The organism is Bradyrhizobium sp. WYCCWR 13022, assembly GCF_030435535.1.
In the GTDB taxonomy this organism is placed as follows: domain Bacteria; phylum Pseudomonadota; class Alphaproteobacteria; order Rhizobiales; family Xanthobacteraceae; genus Bradyrhizobium.
Map to the genome: position 1 here is coordinate 117,560 of NZ_JAUIZJ010000017.1, position 15,873 is coordinate 133,432.

General features: G+C 64.0%; 18 protein-coding genes. 12 read left to right on the plus strand and 6 right to left on the minus strand.

The window, feature by feature from the left end:
- Window positions 1–58: 58 nt before the first annotated feature.
- Window positions 59–484 (plus strand): cupin domain-containing protein, encoded by a 426-nt coding sequence (locus QY049_RS24720; protein ID WP_301270062.1) that lies wholly within the window; start codon window positions 59–61, stop codon window positions 482–484.
- Window positions 485–547: 63 nt separating this feature from the next.
- Here QY049_RS24720 and QY049_RS24725 read toward each other — a convergent pair whose 3' ends face one another.
- Complete coding sequence (locus QY049_RS24725) at window positions 548–937, minus strand: hypothetical protein (RefSeq protein ID WP_301270063.1); 390 nt, start codon at window positions 935–937, stop codon at window positions 548–550.
- A 143-nt stretch (window positions 938–1,080) separates the two neighbouring features.
- Between QY049_RS24725 and QY049_RS24730 the strand changes: the two genes are divergently transcribed.
- Together QY049_RS24730 and QY049_RS24735 are read left to right on the plus strand one after the other, a co-directional pair.
- Window positions 1,081–1,584, plus strand: coding sequence for a GNAT family N-acetyltransferase (locus QY049_RS24730; protein ID WP_301270064.1), 504 nt, complete (start codon window positions 1,081–1,083; stop codon window positions 1,582–1,584).
- A 124-nt stretch (window positions 1,585–1,708) separates the two neighbouring features.
- Entirely contained in the window at window positions 1,709–2,017 is a 309-nt protein-coding gene (locus tag QY049_RS24735) for a hypothetical protein (protein ID WP_301270065.1), read from the plus strand.
- Window positions 2,018–2,090: 73 nt separating this feature from the next.
- On the opposite strand, the gene QY049_RS24740 is transcribed toward QY049_RS24735, so the two are convergent.
- A complete protein-coding gene (locus QY049_RS24740; protein WP_301270066.1) occupies window positions 2,091–4,124 on the minus strand; it encodes a DEAD/DEAH box helicase in 2,034 nt (677 codons plus the stop codon).
- Between the two features lie 346 nt (window positions 4,125–4,470).
- Here QY049_RS24740 and QY049_RS24745 point away from each other — a divergent pair, with 346 nt between their 5' ends.
- Window positions 4,471–4,824 carry a cupin domain-containing protein gene (locus QY049_RS24745; RefSeq protein ID WP_301270067.1) on the plus strand — a complete coding sequence of 118 codons (354 nt, stop codon included), beginning with the start codon at window positions 4,471–4,473 and terminating at the stop codon, window positions 4,822–4,824.
- 11 nt (window positions 4,825–4,835) lie between these two features.
- On the opposite strand, the gene QY049_RS24750 is transcribed toward QY049_RS24745, so the two are convergent.
- Together QY049_RS24750 and QY049_RS24755 are read right to left on the minus strand one after the other, a co-directional pair.
- Window positions 4,836–5,348, minus strand: coding sequence for a hypothetical protein (locus QY049_RS24750; protein ID WP_194482065.1), 513 nt, complete (start codon window positions 5,346–5,348; stop codon window positions 4,836–4,838).
- Between the two features lie 190 nt (window positions 5,349–5,538).
- On the minus strand, window positions 5,539–6,690 hold the full coding sequence (locus QY049_RS24755; protein WP_301270068.1) for a zinc-binding dehydrogenase: 1,152 nt from the start codon (window positions 6,688–6,690) through the stop codon (window positions 5,539–5,541).
- Window positions 6,691–6,917: 227 nt separating this feature from the next.
- Here QY049_RS24755 and QY049_RS24760 point away from each other — a divergent pair, with 227 nt between their 5' ends.
- Together QY049_RS24760 and QY049_RS24765 are read left to right on the plus strand one after the other, a co-directional pair.
- The gene (locus tag QY049_RS24760; protein ID WP_258766436.1) at window positions 6,918–8,081 is read left to right on the plus strand and encodes a CynX/NimT family MFS transporter; all 1,164 of its coding nucleotides are present in this window, start codon (window positions 6,918–6,920) and stop codon (window positions 8,079–8,081) included.
- 69 nt (window positions 8,082–8,150) lie between these two features.
- A complete protein-coding gene (locus QY049_RS24765; RefSeq protein WP_028154094.1) occupies window positions 8,151–8,762 on the plus strand; it encodes a PilZ domain-containing protein in 612 nt (203 codons plus the stop codon).
- Here the strand turns inward: QY049_RS24765 and QY049_RS24770 are convergent.
- A complete protein-coding gene (locus QY049_RS24770) occupies window positions 8,749–8,952 on the minus strand; it encodes a hypothetical protein (RefSeq protein WP_194482062.1) in 204 nt (67 codons plus the stop codon). The two genes, QY049_RS24765 and QY049_RS24770, sit on opposite strands and share 14 nt — an antisense overlap.
- A 140-nt stretch (window positions 8,953–9,092) precedes the next feature.
- On the opposite strand from QY049_RS24770, the gene QY049_RS24775 reads away from it, so the two are divergent.
- Window positions 9,093–9,719, plus strand: coding sequence for a transglutaminase-like cysteine peptidase (locus tag QY049_RS24775; RefSeq protein ID WP_194482061.1), 627 nt, complete (start codon window positions 9,093–9,095; stop codon window positions 9,717–9,719).
- Between the two features lie 126 nt (window positions 9,720–9,845).
- Here QY049_RS24775 and QY049_RS24780 read toward each other — a convergent pair whose 3' ends face one another.
- Complete coding sequence (locus QY049_RS24780) at window positions 9,846–10,553, minus strand: GntR family transcriptional regulator (protein WP_258766435.1); 708 nt, start codon at window positions 10,551–10,553, stop codon at window positions 9,846–9,848.
- A 269-nt stretch (window positions 10,554–10,822) separates the two neighbouring features.
- On the opposite strand from QY049_RS24780, the gene QY049_RS24785 reads away from it, so the two are divergent.
- Genes QY049_RS24785 through QY049_RS24805 form a run of 5 tightly spaced genes read left to right on the plus strand, consistent with a single transcriptional unit; the run spans window position 10,823 to window position 15,720 of the window.
- A complete protein-coding gene (locus tag QY049_RS24785; RefSeq protein WP_301270069.1) occupies window positions 10,823–11,809 on the plus strand; it encodes an ABC transporter ATP-binding protein in 987 nt (328 codons plus the stop codon).
- A 43-nt stretch (window positions 11,810–11,852) separates the two neighbouring features.
- Window positions 11,853–13,142, plus strand: coding sequence for a PotD/PotF family extracellular solute-binding protein (locus tag QY049_RS24790; protein ID WP_194482058.1), 1,290 nt, complete (start codon window positions 11,853–11,855; stop codon window positions 13,140–13,142).
- A complete protein-coding gene (locus QY049_RS24795; protein WP_194482686.1) occupies window positions 13,142–14,101 on the plus strand; it encodes an ABC transporter permease in 960 nt (319 codons plus the stop codon). The genes QY049_RS24790 and QY049_RS24795 overlap by 1 nt, the downstream gene beginning before the upstream one ends.
- Before the next feature lie 3 nt (window positions 14,102–14,104).
- Window positions 14,105–14,983 carry an ABC transporter permease gene (locus tag QY049_RS24800; RefSeq protein ID WP_301270070.1) on the plus strand — a complete coding sequence of 293 codons (879 nt, stop codon included), beginning with the start codon at window positions 14,105–14,107 and terminating at the stop codon, window positions 14,981–14,983.
- A 5-nt stretch (window positions 14,984–14,988) separates the two neighbouring features.
- Window positions 14,989–15,720 (plus strand): aspartate/glutamate racemase family protein, encoded by a 732-nt coding sequence (locus QY049_RS24805; protein WP_301270071.1) that lies wholly within the window; start codon window positions 14,989–14,991, stop codon window positions 15,718–15,720.
- Window positions 15,721–15,873 lie beyond the last annotated feature (153 nt).

Consider the following 15,873-nt stretch of genomic DNA (forward strand, 5'->3'; position numbering starts at 1 on the left):
TTTCGACGTGAGCGAGCGCCGCGCCCTCGAGCCTCCACCTCACCTGGACGAAAGAACCATGTCCGACATCATCAACTTCGGCGCGCTTTCGCTCCGCTTCCTGCACAGCAAGGACGACACCGGCGACAGCGTCGACATCTTCGAAATGACGCTGCAACCGAATGCGCGGATGCCGATCCCGCATTATCACGACCGCTGGGACGAAACGATCTACGGGCTTTCAGGCGTCTCGACCTGGACGGTCGACGGCAAGGAGAACGATCTCGGCCCTGGAGAATCGGTCTTCATCAAGCGCGGCATCGTGCACGGCTTTGCCAACCGTTCGACCGGGCCGGCGACATGCCTGTGCATCTTGAGCCCCGGAGTGCTGGGCCCGCAATATTTCACGGAAATGGCCGCGCTGCTGTCGTCCGGCGCGCCCGATCCGGTCCAGATGAAAGCGACGATGCTACGCTACGGATTGATACCGGCCCCGCCGGCGTAATGCCCACACGATGCGAGGACGGGCTGGCGTGGCGCCGCCCGTCCCGGGCGTCGTCGAGATCGCCTACGGCATCGCCAGATGCCAGGCGCCGTTCAGAAAACCGTCGCCGGTGATGTCGCCGGGTTTGGTGTCCTTGGCAAAAGTGTAGAGCGGCTTGCCCTTGTGGGCCCACTGCTTGGAGCCGTCGTCGCGGGCGATGATGGTGTAGCCGTCGCCGGGCGCGTCGCTGGCCTCGGCCTTCAGTGCCGGCCAGTTTGTCGCACAGGGGCCGTTGCAGGCCGACTTGCCGTCCATGTCCTTGTCGAACGTATAGAGCGACATGCCCTTGGCGTCGGTGAGCACGGTGCCCTTGTCGGTCTTGCCGGTCTTGGTCGGCGGCGCCGCGAACGCAGCGGACGTGATCGCGAGCGACGCTGCGAGCGTCAGCGCGAGGCGGATCGAGGAAGTCGTCATGGTGTCTCCTGTCATGCAATGGGCGTGCACGAGATAGGACGCCGCACTGCGCGCACTATTCCTCAAAATGGCGCAAAGATATTTTTGGCTGCAAGCGTCGAGACGACGGAATAAATTGCGGTGGCAGAGACGGAACGGGCAAGATGAGCAAGCCGCATTGGCGCCGTGCACAGGCCGGAGACCTCGACGCGATCTGCGCGGTCGCGGCGCGGATTCATCCTGATCTCCCCGAGCGGTCCGAGGTACTCGCGGAGAAGTTGCGGCTTTATCCTGATGGATGCCGCGTGCTCACGGTACGCGACGAGATCGCAGGTTACGGCCTCGCACATCCCTGGATGCGGCACAACATCCCACCGCTCGACGATTTTCTCGACCGATTGCCCGATGCTGCTGACTGTCTCTATGTGCACGACGTCGCCGTGCTGCCCGACCACCGTGGCGGCGCGGCGCGAGCTTATGTCACGGAGATCCAGCAGCTCGCGCGCTCATCGGGCATCGCGGCGCTTGCGCTGGTCTCGGTCTACGGTACGCGCGTGCTATGGGAGCGTCTCGGCTTCCGCCCCGTCGCAGCGGATACGGCGCTGTGCGACAAACTGTCGTCCTACGGCACGAGCGCGACCTACATGCTGCGCGAGCTTGCCGGATAGCCGCTCCCCCCGCGCATCGTCTCACGCGGGCGTGAAGCCCACCCTCGAACTGGTTTCGATCAGCCGCCGTCGAAGCAGTGAGCGAGCCGTTCCGGTCTCGCCGAACCGAGGCTGGAGAATGTCCATGAAACTCACATTGCCTAGAGTGGCCTTGATCGCATTGGTCGCAACGACCGCGTTCACCGCAACCAGTGCCAATGCGGTGCAGTTCCGCTCCTACCGCTGCGACATTGATTTCTTCGCAAGCTGCGGCGTCATCATCCCCCAGGAGTCCCCACCCGTGCGGCGCCACATCGTTCGCATCGACCGCGACACGTCGCCCACCTACATGAAGCAGATCGACCCGCGCTATACCTCCGCCATGCGTGACGCCGGTGGCGGAGGCGGAGGTGGAGGTGGCGGTGGTGGAGGTGGCGGTGGTGGCGGCCGCTGAGCTCACACTTTTCAGATGATGTCGCCGGTGCAGTCCGGCGGCATCGTCACTGTCTGCGCGGACGGCTCGCCGCTCAGCCTCTACGCTTCTTCTTATTCTTCTTTCCGGAGGCGCCCGGCCATTCCGTGACCGACGGCGCGTATTTGGCGTCACCGGATTTGTTGCCGAATTTCTTGTTCTTCTTCCCGAACGCCGGCTTGCCGAACTTGCCGCTGTCGTGAGGCTTGGCGTCAGACTTCGCGTCGGACCTGACGTCAGATTTGGCGTGCGGCTTGCCATGGTGCCTGCCTTCAGGCTTTCCCCGCGGCCTGTCGTGTGGCTTTGACGCGTTCGCGTTCCAGGGATCGTCATTGCGGCGGTTGACGCGATCGTCCTCATCTTCATCGCGTCTTGGCGTGCGTGAACGCTTTTCCGCCGGCGCCTGCTCTTGCGGCGCGCCCGTCATCGGCTCGATGCGGATGCTGTCTTCCTTGTCCGGACGCTTGACCTTGACGGCAAAGGATTCCGCAACGCGTTCGGAGATCTCGAACTCGGTGGTGGTGTCCGAGATCTTGATCGCGCCGATGTCGCGCTTGTCGATGCCGCCGCGGCGGCAGATCATCGGCAGCAGCCAGCGCGCCTCCGCATTCTTGCGGCGGCCGATGGCGGCCCGGAACCAGACGGTCGGCTCCGCCATTACGTGCTTTTTCCCCGATTTGGCGCGAGGCCGCTCCGAGCGATCCTCGCCGCGCGGCTTTCCATCGTCGCGCGGCGCGCGAGCGTCGCGATGACGATCGTCACGCGGCCGGCTGCTGCGCTCGCCCGGATCGAGAATGTCTTCGGGCGACGGCAGCCGCGCGCGATAGAGCCGCGCGAGTGCTGCGGCAATGTCTTCGGCCGAGCGCTCGGCCAGCAAGGCCTGCGCCAGCGCCAGATCCTCGGCGGTCGTCTCCTCGGTGAACAACACGTCCTTCATCCGCTCATGATCGAGCTTGCGGATCTCGTCCGCCTGCGGCGCCGTGCCCCAATTCGCTTCGATGCCGGACAGATTGAGCAACACCTCCGCACGACGTCGTCGTATCGGCGGCACCAGCAGGACGCTGACACCCTTGCGGCCCGCGCGGCCGGTGCGGCCCGAGCGATGCTGCATCACCTCGGGGTCGTTCGGCAGGTCGGCGTGAATCACGAGGTCGAGGCTGGGCAGATCGATACCGCGGGCGGCAACGTCGGTCGCAACGCAAATGCGGGCGCGTCCGTCCCGGAGCGACTGGAGCGCCAGGGTACGCTCGTTCTGCGTCAATTCGCCTGAGAGAGCGACGACGGAAAAACCGCGCTCCAGCAACGCCGCCTGCAAATGCCTGACGGCATCGCGCGTGTTGCAGAACACCAGCGCGCTCGGCGACTCGTAGAAGCGCAGCACGTTGACGACCGCATGTTCGACATCACCGGGAGCCACCCGGATGGCACGGTACTCGATGTCGGCGTGACCGCCCTCGTCGCCCGCGACCTCGATGCGAAACGCATCCTGCTGATACTGCTTGGCGAGCGCCACGATCCCGCGCGGGAACGTCGCCGAAAACAGCAGCGTGCGACGCGTCTCCGGCGTGGTCTCAAGGATGAACTCCATGTCCTCGCGAAAGCCGAGATTGAGCATCTCGTCGGCCTCGTCGAGCACGACGACCTTCAGTTCCGAGATATCGAGGCGGTTGCGCCGCAGATGATCGCACAGGCGACCGGGCGTGCCGACGACGATATGGGCGCCCGCTGCGAGCTCACGCTGCTCGCGGCGCGGGTCCATGCCGCCAACGCATGAGACGACGCGCGCCTGTGCATGTTCATAGAGCCAAGTGAGCTCGCGCTGGACCTGCAAGGCAAGCTCGCGGGTCGGCGCGACGATCAGGGCCAGCGGAGCTGCGGCCTGCGCGAACCGCTCGGCCCCGTCGAGCAGGTCCCTGGCCATGGCCAGGCCGTAAGCGACGGTCTTGCCCGAGCCTGTTTGGGCCGACACCAGGAGGTCGCGATCGACGGCATCCTCGCCGAGCACGGCCAGCTGAACCGGGGTCGGAGACTCGTAATTGCGCTCAGCCAGGGCACGGGCGAGCGGCGGGGTCAGGGCCGGAAAGGACACGGGATGAAAACCTTGGTTGGTCGGGGTGTGGAACGGAAAGCCGAGGGGCCTGACGCTGCAATCGCTGCAGAAGCCCGGTCACACCCATGATGATCTTGATTTGGAACGCTCTTTACGCCAGCAGCGGCCAAATCACCATGGCTTTGATGCATGGCATTGGCGACAGGGTGAACAAGGCCGGGACGCTCAGCGCGGCGCTTTGGCGGGATTTTGGGCCGGAAAGTCCGGCTTTTGCCACCATTCCGCAAATTCGGCGCGACAAGACCTGCCGGCGAAGCAATGCCTTGCCGTGGGCGCCGTTCGATCCCAAATCGTGCCTCACGAGACAGCAGGACACTTATCAACCATGGCCGACAGCATATCGCTTGCCGACAAGCTCGCGAGCTTCAATGATCACTGGTCGCCACGCACGATCACGACCTTCAACGATTGCGACGTGATGGTGGTGAAGGTGAAGGGCGAATTCACCTGGCACAAGCACGACGACACCGATGATTTCTTTCTCGTGCTGAAGGGCAAGCTCGACATCGAGCTGCGGGATCGCACCGTCACGCTCGGCCCAGGCGAACTCTACGTCGTGCCCAAAGGTGTCGAGCACCGCCCGGTGGCGCGCGAGGAAGTTCATCTGATGCTGATCGAGCCGACGGGCACGCCCAACACGGGCGACAAGGCGACGGCTGCCGCGCGCAAGCTCGCCTAACAGGCGCGGCTCTAGTCCCTTGATGTCACGGGCCTGCCGAAGCCGCCGGCCAACCTTGCTCTCGCCCGCACGACAAAATCCTTCGCCGCGCGGCTCAAGGCGCGGATGGCGCGCCAGGCTTCGGTGGCCTGGAGCCACGCCCTCATCTCGGTGAACTTCCCGTACACCCAGGCGAAGGCTGGAATCCGCATCAGCTTGTCTCGCGTGAGATGGAACAGGCGCTCGACCAGCACGAGCTTGAGCAGCTCGCAGCCGACAAACGCCGCCATGCCGCTCAGAAACTGACCGGTCGCGACGAGATACGCCGCCACCGGCTTGATCGGCTCCAGGATGATCACGGGTACCGAAAACAGCGCGAGCGACGGATAAGGCGGCAGCGATTTGATCCAGGCGCGGAGTCGCTTGAACTCGAAATGCCGCGCGAGCCAGGCCGAGATCGGCCGCGCCACGGCCATGAACACCGCGTCCACCAGGAAGTAGATGGCCGCGAGGATGTAGGTGACGGGTTTCAGAATTCGCTTCACGATACCTCTCACGCGAACTGAAAGCCGGAACCCGGGCTTAAGTTTCACGCCCAGACGGATCATTCGCGGATTTCCTGTGGAACTTTTGGGGCAGCCGGCGGCCGAGATCACGGAACGCAGCCCGCATGGAGCGAAACGCAATGCGGGCCGGCCCCGGACTTCGCTTCCGCTCCATCCGGGCTACGCACTCTCACTCCACCAGATCGGGCCACGGCACGATGGTCGATTTCACCGTCTTCATCGCCATCGCGTCCTTCACGGCCTGCGAGACGCCCTCTTCCGTGAACGGATAGATCGTCTGCATCTTCAGCCAGGGATATTTGTCGCGGGTGCGGTAGAGCATGTCGACGCCGAGCGGCAGATCATTGCCGGTGAAGCCCCAGGAGCCGAGCACGTTGAGGTCCTTGGTGCAGATGCGGTGCCAGGAGGTCTCGATCGAGCCGGCGTCGGTGAACTGGCCCATCTCGACATAGGTGCCGCCGTCGCGCAGCATCTCGATGCCTTCGGGACCGGCGGTCGGATGGCCCGAGCAATCCATTACCAAATCAGCTCCGAAACCGCCGACGATCTCTCTCGCGCGCGCGATGCGCTCCTGCGGCGATGTGAGCTCCTCGATGTTGACCGTCGCCTCCGCGCCGAACTCGCGCGCGAGCTTGAGGCGCGGCTCCTCCGGCGCACCGACGCAGATTACGCGCCCCGCTCCCATCTCTTTTGCCGCCGCGACCGCGAGAATTCCGATCGGGCCGGAGCCCTGGATCACCACCGTGTCGGCCCAGGTGAAGCCGCCGGCGCGCGTTGCGCGATTGAAGGCGCGGATGCAGGAGGTCAGCGGCTCGGACAATGCGCCGAGGCGCAGCGACATGTCGTCGGGCAATTTGTAGATCTTGGTGCCCGGCAGCATGTCGAGATCGACATAGACATATTCGGCCCAGCCGCCCCACATGTGCGGCGCCTTGTCGAAGCCGAGATAGCGGCCGTAATAAACGGGCGTCAGGCATTTGTTCGCGGTCTGCGGATAATGGATGCAGTAATAGCAATGCCCGCACGGCATCAGCGGCGGGATCATCACTTTCGATCCGACCTTGAGCGGCTTGCTCATGAAATCCTCGGTGAACTCATCCCCGCATTCGACGATGACGCCACCGATCTCGTGGCCGAGCGTGAACGGCCAGGGCAGCGGCTTCGGCCAGTGACCTTTGAGAATATGCAGATCGGTGCCGCAGACCCCGCACGCACCGATCTTGATCAGCGCACCCTTGCGGCCGACCTTCGGCCACGGCACGGTCTTGATCACGGGCTCGCTTCCGGGTCCGGCATGGGTGCATACGCGGATTGAATCCATGGCTGTTTCCTCGCGGCCCGTCTTGTGGTGAATGATGGCGCGGGCTCCGGCGAAAGCGTATGTGAGATGCGCGGACGTGCCAAGCCGCGGTTCGTAGCTCGCATGGAGTGAAGCGTAATGCGGGAATTCGCCCCGGATTGCGCTGCACGAAAGACGTAGCGAAGCGGGCCGGTTGACTCTCAGCCCTCTCCACCTCACCTTTGATAAATGGGTTGGGGAGACCGGGCATGCGCAATCGCTGGGCCATTCTTGCGATCCTGTTCGTCGTTCGCCTCACCATCGCGTTCCAGTTCCAGAGCGTGGCGGCGGTCGCGCCGCTGCTGCAACAAACCTTCGGCGTTGGGCTCGCCGATATCGGCATCCTGATCGGACTCTATTTCACGCCGGGCGTGGTGCTGGCGCTGCCGGGCGGCGCGATCGGACGAATGTTCGGCGACAAGCCGACGACGATCACAGCGCTGCTGCTGATGACGGCTGGCAGCCTCGTGATGGCGACCACCGACATCTGGGGCTTGCAGACGGTGGGCAGGCTCACCTCCGGCGCCGGCGGCGTGCTGCTGACGGTGCAGCTCACCAAGATGGGCACCGACTGGTTTGCGGGTAAGGAGATCGCCACCGCGATGGCGATCTTCGTCAACTCCTGGCCGGCAGGCGTTGCGATCTCTCTACTGGTGCTGCCGGCGATCGGCACCGCCTCTGGCGCTGGCGCCGTGTTCGCAGCGACAGGGACGCTGAGCGCGATCGGAATCGTACTGATCTTGCTCTATCAGCCGCCCCCGGAAGTAACGTCGAGCGCAGCCGGCTCAGCCCGGCTCGATCACCTCGCACTTCTGGCGGTGATCGTCGCCGGCATGATCTGGGGCCTGTATAATGTCGGCTTCGCCATGATCTTCTCGTTCGGCCCCTCCCTCCTCGCCGAGCGCGGCTGGAGCATTGCGGCCGCAGGTTCGGCGATCAGCCTCGTGATGTGGCTGTCGGTTTTCTCGGTACCCTTGGGCGGGTATCTGGCCGATCGCGGCAGGCCCCTTGTCGTGACAATCGCGGCCAGCATCGCGGTCGCGGCCCTGCTGGCCTGGCTGACCCGGTCCGATGCCGTGTTCTTGACCCTTGTCCTGATCGGCCTGATTGGGGGATTCCCGGCCGGCCCGATCATGAGCCTCGCCGCCCGCGTACTCGCCCCGGAGACCAGGGCAATTGGAATGGGCGTGTTCTACACTCTGTTCTATGCCGCGATGATGTTGGGGCCTGCGATCGCCGGCCGACTCGCCAAATCGGCGGGCACCGCCGCAGTCGCGCTCGACCTTGGTGCCCTTACCGTATTGGCCTGCCCACCCCTGATTTGGGTTTTTGAACGCATTGCACCGGTCCGTAGTCAACGCGCCAGATCATAACGCGGCATTAACCCTATGCACCTTAGGGTCGTACCGGACTCCGCCCGGGCGGGGGGTCGGGTAGTGAAAATGGCGTTGGCGAACAAAAAATTTCTTCCGGCCGCCGAGGAACGTCGGCGTTTCCAGCGGGTGAAGGTCCACCTGCTCGGCCGATACATGCTGCCGGATCGCCGTGAATTCCCCTGCCAGGTGATCAACATGTCGCCCGGCGGGCTTGCCTTGCTCGCTCCCGGCATCGGCAATGTCGGCGACCGCGTGGTCGCCTATCTCGACCATATCGGCCGGGTCGAGGGCAAGATCACCCGGATCATCGACAACGGTTTCGCCATGACGGTCGGGGCGACGCCTCGCAAGCGCGACAAGCTGGCGGCCCAGCTGACCTGGCTCGCCAACCGCGACATCCTCAACCTGCCGGAAGACCGGCGCCACGACCGTATCGTGCCGCGCAACCCGATCGCGGTGCTGACGCTCGAGGACGGCACCAAGATGACCTGTCGGATCATCGACCTGTCGCTGTCGGGCGCCGCCATCGCCGCGGAGAACCGCCCGCCGCTCAAATCGATCGTTCTGCTCGGCCGGGTCCAGGGCCGCGTGGTCCGAAACCTCGAAGACGGCTTCGCGCTGGAGTTCATGCACGAGCAGCCGATCGAGACTCTCGAAGAGAGCGTTACCGCGCGGTAAAGCGCATCAGCGCCAAAACCCCTGTTTTTCCAGGTTTGAAGGCGGCCTCCGCGATGCGGACGCCGCCTTTTTCGCGTTTCGCTGCGGCTTCGCGCGGGTTAACACGCGGGCCACTTGCGGATCGAAACACCGGTTCCGCCAGCGTTTCCGCGTTAATCCCTACAATTTGAATCAATTGCAGTTGTCTCAAATTTTAGTCGAAATCTATTCAAGTATAGATCGAATTCGCTGCGCGTTTTACTTTCATTCGTCTCGACTTGAATTGGTCGACTTAGCGGCAACTCAAAAGCTCCGTGCGAAATGTGGTCCCAACAAGAAACGGGGGCCGCAATGTTGGACTTCAGGGGACAGGGGAAGGCACTGGCGCTCGCCGCCATGCTCTTCGGGATTGGCGCGGCGGCGCAGGCCGGCGAAAGCCGTCTGCTCTACGCGAGCCTCGGCGACACCACGCGTGCGCCGATCGGCTGGGTCGAGTTTTGTGCGGAGAATGCCGCTCAGTGTCAGGGCGGACCGTCTCAGCCGCGCGACATCGTGATGTCGCAGACGGCGTGGCGCGACCTCGTCAAGGTCAATCGCTGGGTCAACGAGACCGTCAAGCCTTTGACCGACCAGGAGCACTGGGGCGTCATCGAGAAGTGGTCGCTGCCGACCGACGGTTACGGCGACTGTGAAGACTACGTGCTGTTGAAGCGCAAGATGCTGATGGACGCCGGTTGGCCGCGGGAGGCCCTGCTCATCACCGTCGTGCGGGACAAGAAGGGCGAAGGACACGCGGTGCTGACAGTGAAGACCGACAAGGGCGAGTTCGTTCTCGACAATCAGAACGAGAGCGTCGTTGCCTGGACGGAGACCGGCTACCGCTTCGTCAAGCGCCAGTCGCAGAGCGATCCCAACGTCTGGGTCTCGCTCGGCGATACCAAGCCGGCGGTCTCCACCGCCAGCGCCCGAGATCAGTAAAGACAAACGAACGAGTTACGCGACCCGGTCACATCCCCACCCCTCCCCGTCCCAGACCGGTTCGCGCGCGGCCAGCCATCCCCCAATGGCTGGCCGCAACTTTTTTGGAAGCAGCGATCGCCGGCGTCACGCGCCGAGCACGTCGGCGAGCCGCAGCTCGTCAGCGGCGGGATCCTTCAGAAACAGCTCGGCCTCGATCTCGTCCAGATGCGACAGCATCTGCGCGCGCGCAGCCTGCTTGTCGCGCTTGCGGATCGCGGTGACGATCTCGGCATGATGATCGGTGCCGCAGGCGGGCGTGTCGTGACGGCGATAGAGCAGGATGATCAGCGAGGAGCGCGCGATCAGTTCCTTGAGAAAACCGAGATAGATGCAGTGGCCGCTCATCTCGGCGATGAGCCGGTGGAAATCGCCGGAGAGCCGGACTGACGCGCGCGCATCGCCGCGCAGCTCGGCCTCGCGCTCCTCGGCAAGGTGCTGCTGAAGACGATCGATCCACACGGGCGAGACGGCATCGACAGCATGGTCGATGATGGTCGGCTCGATCAGCCGACGCGCCTCGAACACTTCGCGGGCGTCGCCCGGCGTCGGGCGCGCGACGAAGGCGCCGCGGTTCTTCTCGATGTTGACGATGCCCTCATGTGCGAGCTGCTGGAGCGCGGTGCGGACCAGCGTGCGGCTTGCGCCATAGATCTCGCCGATCTCGTCCTCGCCGAGCTTGGTGCCGGGCAGCAGGCGATGCTCGAGGATCGCCGCGGTCACGCCCTCCCGGATCCGGCTGACGCGATCGCTCGCGTCGGGCGCATCGGATTTTGGGCGGGATTTGACGGCCATTGGTTCAAAGGCTGGGTTTGAGAGCGCGATCGGCGACGATCGGTCTCAAATGGTAATCGACGAGCTGTATCCAATCACAGGCGAAACTTTATACAATCTTCGCCCATTTCGTGTGCACACTCCTACCCGCCCCGTGCGTCGCACAAATGCGCGGGATTCGATCTAACGATCTGACTCCGCTGCACAGTTTTCGAATTCGGCAACTTCATTGCTGTTGGCACGGACCTTGCGGAGAGAGGCAGAACATCGCCCCTCCCAGCGGACACGCCATGGCCACTCCCGCCGCTCTCGAACTGGTTGCCGTCACCAAGCGCTATGACACGACGCTGGCGGTCGACAACGTCAACCTGAAGATCCCGGCCGGCACCTATTGCTGCCTGCTCGGCCCGTCCGGCTGCGGCAAAACCTCGACCTTGCGGATGATCGCCGGCCACGAGGCGGTCAGTGAGGGCGACATCATCCTGGGCGCGCAGAACGTCACCGACCTCGAGCCCGCCAAGCGCGGCACCGCGATGATGTTCCAGTCCTACGCTCTGTTTCCGCATCTGAGCGTGCTCGACAATGTCGCGTTTGCCCTGAAAATGCGCGGCATCGATCGCGCCTTCAGGCACAAGCGCGCCGGCGAACTTCTGGAGCTTGTGGCGATGAGCCCCTACGCCGCGCGGCTTCCGGCCCAGCTTTCCGGCGGCCAGCAGCAGCGCGTGGCGCTCGCCCGCGCGCTGATCACCGAGCCGCAGATCCTCCTGCTCGACGAACCGCTGTCCGCGCTCGATCCGTTCCTGCGGGTGAGGATGCGCGGCGAGCTGAAGCGGCTGCAGCGCGAGCTCGGCATCAGCTTCATCCAGGTGACCCATGGCCAGGAGGAGGCGATGGCGCTCGCCGACCACATCGTGGTGATGAACCAGGGCAAGATCGAACAGCAGGGCACGGCCCGCGACATCTTCCACCATCCCCGCACCGAGTTCGTGGCACGCTTCATCGGTGGCCACAACGTCCTCAGCGACGCCGGCAACCTCATCGCCGTGCGCGCCGATCAGCTCGGCATCAAGCCGGTCACCGACGGTGCGTTCGGCGCGCCGGCGCTGCTGACCCAGACCGAGTACCAGGGCTCCTATGTTTCCGTGTCGCTCACGCTCGACGACGGCACCGCCCTGTTCTCCCACGTTCCCGAAGCCATCTTCGACGTCAACCCGTTCCGTCCGGGCGATCGCGTGCTGGCGACCTGGGATCCCGCCAAGGCGCAACGTCTGCAATAGCGCCGTCATCACAGAAAATGCGCAACACAGAGGAGTGACTGAAATGACCGAGACGACCAAAAAGACCGGTGTCAGCCGCCGCACGCTACTGAAGAGCACCGCAGGCCTCGCGGGCCTCGCCGCCGGCTCCGGCGCCATCACGGGCTTTCCCTACGTGATGTCGGCCGAGCCGAAGGTGTTGCGCTATCTCGGCACCGCCGTGAACGAGGGCGACGACATCTCCAAGCAGTGCCTGAAGGACACCGGCATCAAGATCGAATACATCACCGCGACCACCGACGACGTCACCAAGCGCGTGATGACCCAGCCGAACTCCTTCGACGTGCTGGATACCGAGTATTTCTCGCTGAAGAAGCTGGTGCCGTCGGGCAACATCCTTGCCCTCGACGCCAAGAAGATCAAGGAATTCGACAACATCACGCCCGTCTTCACCAAGGGCGAGACGCCCGGCGGCAAGAAGATCGGCAGCCAGGGCACCGCGCCCTGGAAGGTGCTCTATCTCGAAGGCAAGGACTCCAAGACTTTCTCCAAGACGGCGACCGAGTTCGTCACGCTGATCCCGACCGTGTACAACGCCGACACGCTCGGTATCCGCCCCGATCTCATCAAGCGCCCGATCAACTCGTGGTCCGAGCTGCTCAACCCCGAGTTCAAGGGCAAGGCCTCGATCCTCAACATTCCCTCGATCGGCATCATGGATGCCGCGATGGTCGTGGAAGCCACCGGCAAGTACAAATATGCCGACAAGGGCAACATGACCAAGGAAGAGATCGATCTCACCATGAAGGTGATGACGGAAGCGAAGAAGGCCGGCCAGTTCCGCGCGTTCTGGAAGGACTTCAACGAGAGCGTCAACCTGATGGCCTCGGGTGAGACCGTCATCCAGTCGATGTGGTCGCCGGCGGTGACGAAGGTGCGTTCGATGGGCATCGCCTGCACCTTCCAGCCGCTGAAGGAAGGCTACCGCTCCTGGGCATCCGGCTTCTGCGTCTCCAAGGGCGTGTCGGGTCCGAAGCTCGATTGGGCCTACGAGTTCGTCAACTGGTTCCTGTCCGGCTATGCCGGCGCCTACCTCAACCGCCAAGGTTACTACTCGGCCGTGCTCTCCACCGCGAAGGCGAACATGGAGCCCTACGAGTGGGCCTACTGGATGGAGGGCAAGCCGGCCGAGAAGGACATCAAGGCGCCCGACGGTTCGCTGCTGGAGAAGGCCGGGGCCGTGCGTGACGGCGGCTCCTACGAGGACCGCATGGGCGCGGTCGCGTGCTGGAACGCCGTGATGGACGAGAACGACTACATGGTCCGCAAGTGGAACGAGTTCATCGCCGCGTGATGGATACGTCGGAAGACATCCTGCAACAGGCATCCCCGGACCTCGTCCGGGGATCGGACAAGGCGCGCCCCGCGAAAGCGGCGCGCCTGTCGCCCTCCTTCATCTCCTGGCTTCAGGCCGGGCCGATGATGCTGGTGTTTCTCGCCTTCTTCCTGATCCCACTCGTCTTCGTCGTCATCGTCTCGTTCTGGGATTACAACGAATATCAATTGCTGCCGGCCTTTTCGGGCCGCGGCTACACCGACACCTTCGAAGGCTGCATCGCGCAGCTTCCCGATCTCTGCACGATCGCCAAGACCTATCTGAAGACGCTGAAGCTGTGCTTCCTGGTCTGGGCGATCACGCTCTTCATCGGTTTCTGGGTCGCCTATTTTCTCGCCTTCCACGTCAAGTCCAAGACCTGGCAGATGGGACTGTCGCTGCTCTGCACGATCCCGTTCTGGACCTCCAACGTCATCCGCATGATCGCCTGGATTCCGCTGCTCGGCCGCAATGGCCTGGTGAATTCGGGCCTGATGAAGATCGGACTGGTCAACCAGCCGGTGGAATGGCTGCTGTTCTCCGAATTCTCCGTGGTGCTGGCGCTTGTGCACCTCTTCACCTTCTTCATGGTGGTGCCGATCTTCAATTCGATGATCCGCATCGACAAGTCGCTGATCGAAGCCGCCTATGACGCCGGCGCCACCGGCTTGCAGACGCTGCTCAACGTCATCATTCCGCTCGCCAAACCCGGCATCGTGATCGGCTCGATCTTCGTCATCACCATCGTGATGGGCGACTTCATCACCATCGGCGTGATGGGCGGCCAGCAGATCGCAGCCGCCGGCAAGATCATCGAGACGCGGGTGAACGCGCTGCAATTCCCGGCCGCGGCCGCCAATGCCGTGATCCTGCTCGTCATCACGTTCCTGATCATCACCATGATGTCGCGCATCGTCGACATCAAGAAGGAGCTGTGAACGATGAAGGAAGGACGCCCGCGCAGCTTCTACGTCCTCGCGATCTTCTTCGCGGCCTATGTGCTGTTTCTCTACGGCCCGATGATCGCGATCTACGTGCTGTCGTTCCAGGGGCCGCAAGGCGGCCTCACCTTCCCGATGAACGGCGTCTCGACCTACTGGCTGGCGAAACTGTTCCAGGGCACCGGCATCATCGATCTCGGCGCGTCCTTCCGTCGCTCGCTGCTGCTCGGCGTCATCGTGATGGCCATCACCGTCGTGCTGTCGGTCGCCGCGGGCATGGCCTTCCGCAGGAAATTCAGGGCGCAAGGCATCCTGTTCTATTCCGCGATCGCGAGCCTCATCGTGCCCTCGATCATCACCTCGCTCGGGATCTCGCTCGAATTCCGCATCATCGACGACCTGATCAAGGCGCACTGGAACGAGAATTTCGAGACCTCGATGGGCCTGCTCACCTCCGGGCTGGGCGCGCATCTGACCTGGACGCTGCCCTTCGGCCTCCTGATCATGTTCGCGATCTTCAATCGCTTCGATCCCAGGCTCGAGGAAGCCGCACGCGATCTCGGCGCGACGCCGTGGCAGGCCTTCCGTCATGTCGTGCTGCCGATCATCCTGCCGTCCGTGATCGGCATCGGCCTGTTCGGCTTCACGCTGTCCTGGGACGAGCTCGCGCGCTCCAGCCAGGCGATCGGCGCGGTGAACACGTTGCCGCTCGATCTCCAGGGCCTCACCACGACCGTGACGAACCCTGACATCTATGCGCTCGGCACCATCATCTCCGCGGTCTCCTTCGCGGTGATCACGCTTGCACTCGGCACCATCCACATGCTCAACAAGCGGCAGGCGGCCAAGGGGTCGGACGCCGGCAAAGGGCTTGTCTGACAGCGATGCGACTTCACGTCGTCAATCCCAACACCACAGCGTCGATGACGGCGAAGATCGCCGCCGCGGCGCGCGCGATCGCGCGGCCCGACACCGTGATCGACGCGCGCGAGCCCGCGATGGGTCCGGTCTCGATCGAGGGATTTTACGACGAGGCCTTCGCCGTTCCCGGCATGCTCGGCTGCATCCGTGAGGCCGACCGCGACGGCGCGGATGCGCATATCATCGCCTGCTTCGACGACACCGGGTTGGATGCGGCGCGAGCCGCGGCGAAAGCGCCGGTCATCGGGATCGGCGAAGCCGGCTTTCACGTCGCGAGCCTGATCGCCGCGCGCTTTGCCGTGGTGACGACGCTCAGTGTCTCCATCGTGCCGATCGAGCATAATCTCAGGAAATACGGCCTCGCCGAGCGCTGCGCCCGCGTCCGCGCGGCCGAGGTCCCGGTGCTTGCGCTCGAAGAGCGCAACGCAGACGGCATTGGAAAAATCTCCGCGGAAATCGCGGCCGCAATCCGCGACGACCGCGCCGAGGCCATCGTGCTCGGCTGCGCCGGCATGGCCGATCTTGCCGCCGAGCTCGCCGCCGCTCACGGCCTGCCCGTGGTCGATGGCGTCGCAGCTGCGGTGACGCTGGCCGAAGGACTGGTGCGGCTCGGGCTCTCGACCTCCCGGCTCGGCCCCTACGCGCCGCCGCGGGCGAAGACCTATTCTGGTCCGTTCGCGCCGTTTCAGCCCTGAGCGCTCGTCTTCGCGCGCGATCCGATTTCGGCCTGGCGGGGATTATCTTGAGGCGTTGCCTTGGAAGGTCCGGGCCTTTCGCCTTGGGTCTTGGTCGCGTGAAAACGCTTCAGTGCGGGGTGACACGGCCGTGAACGGCCCCTGTGAGGGCCA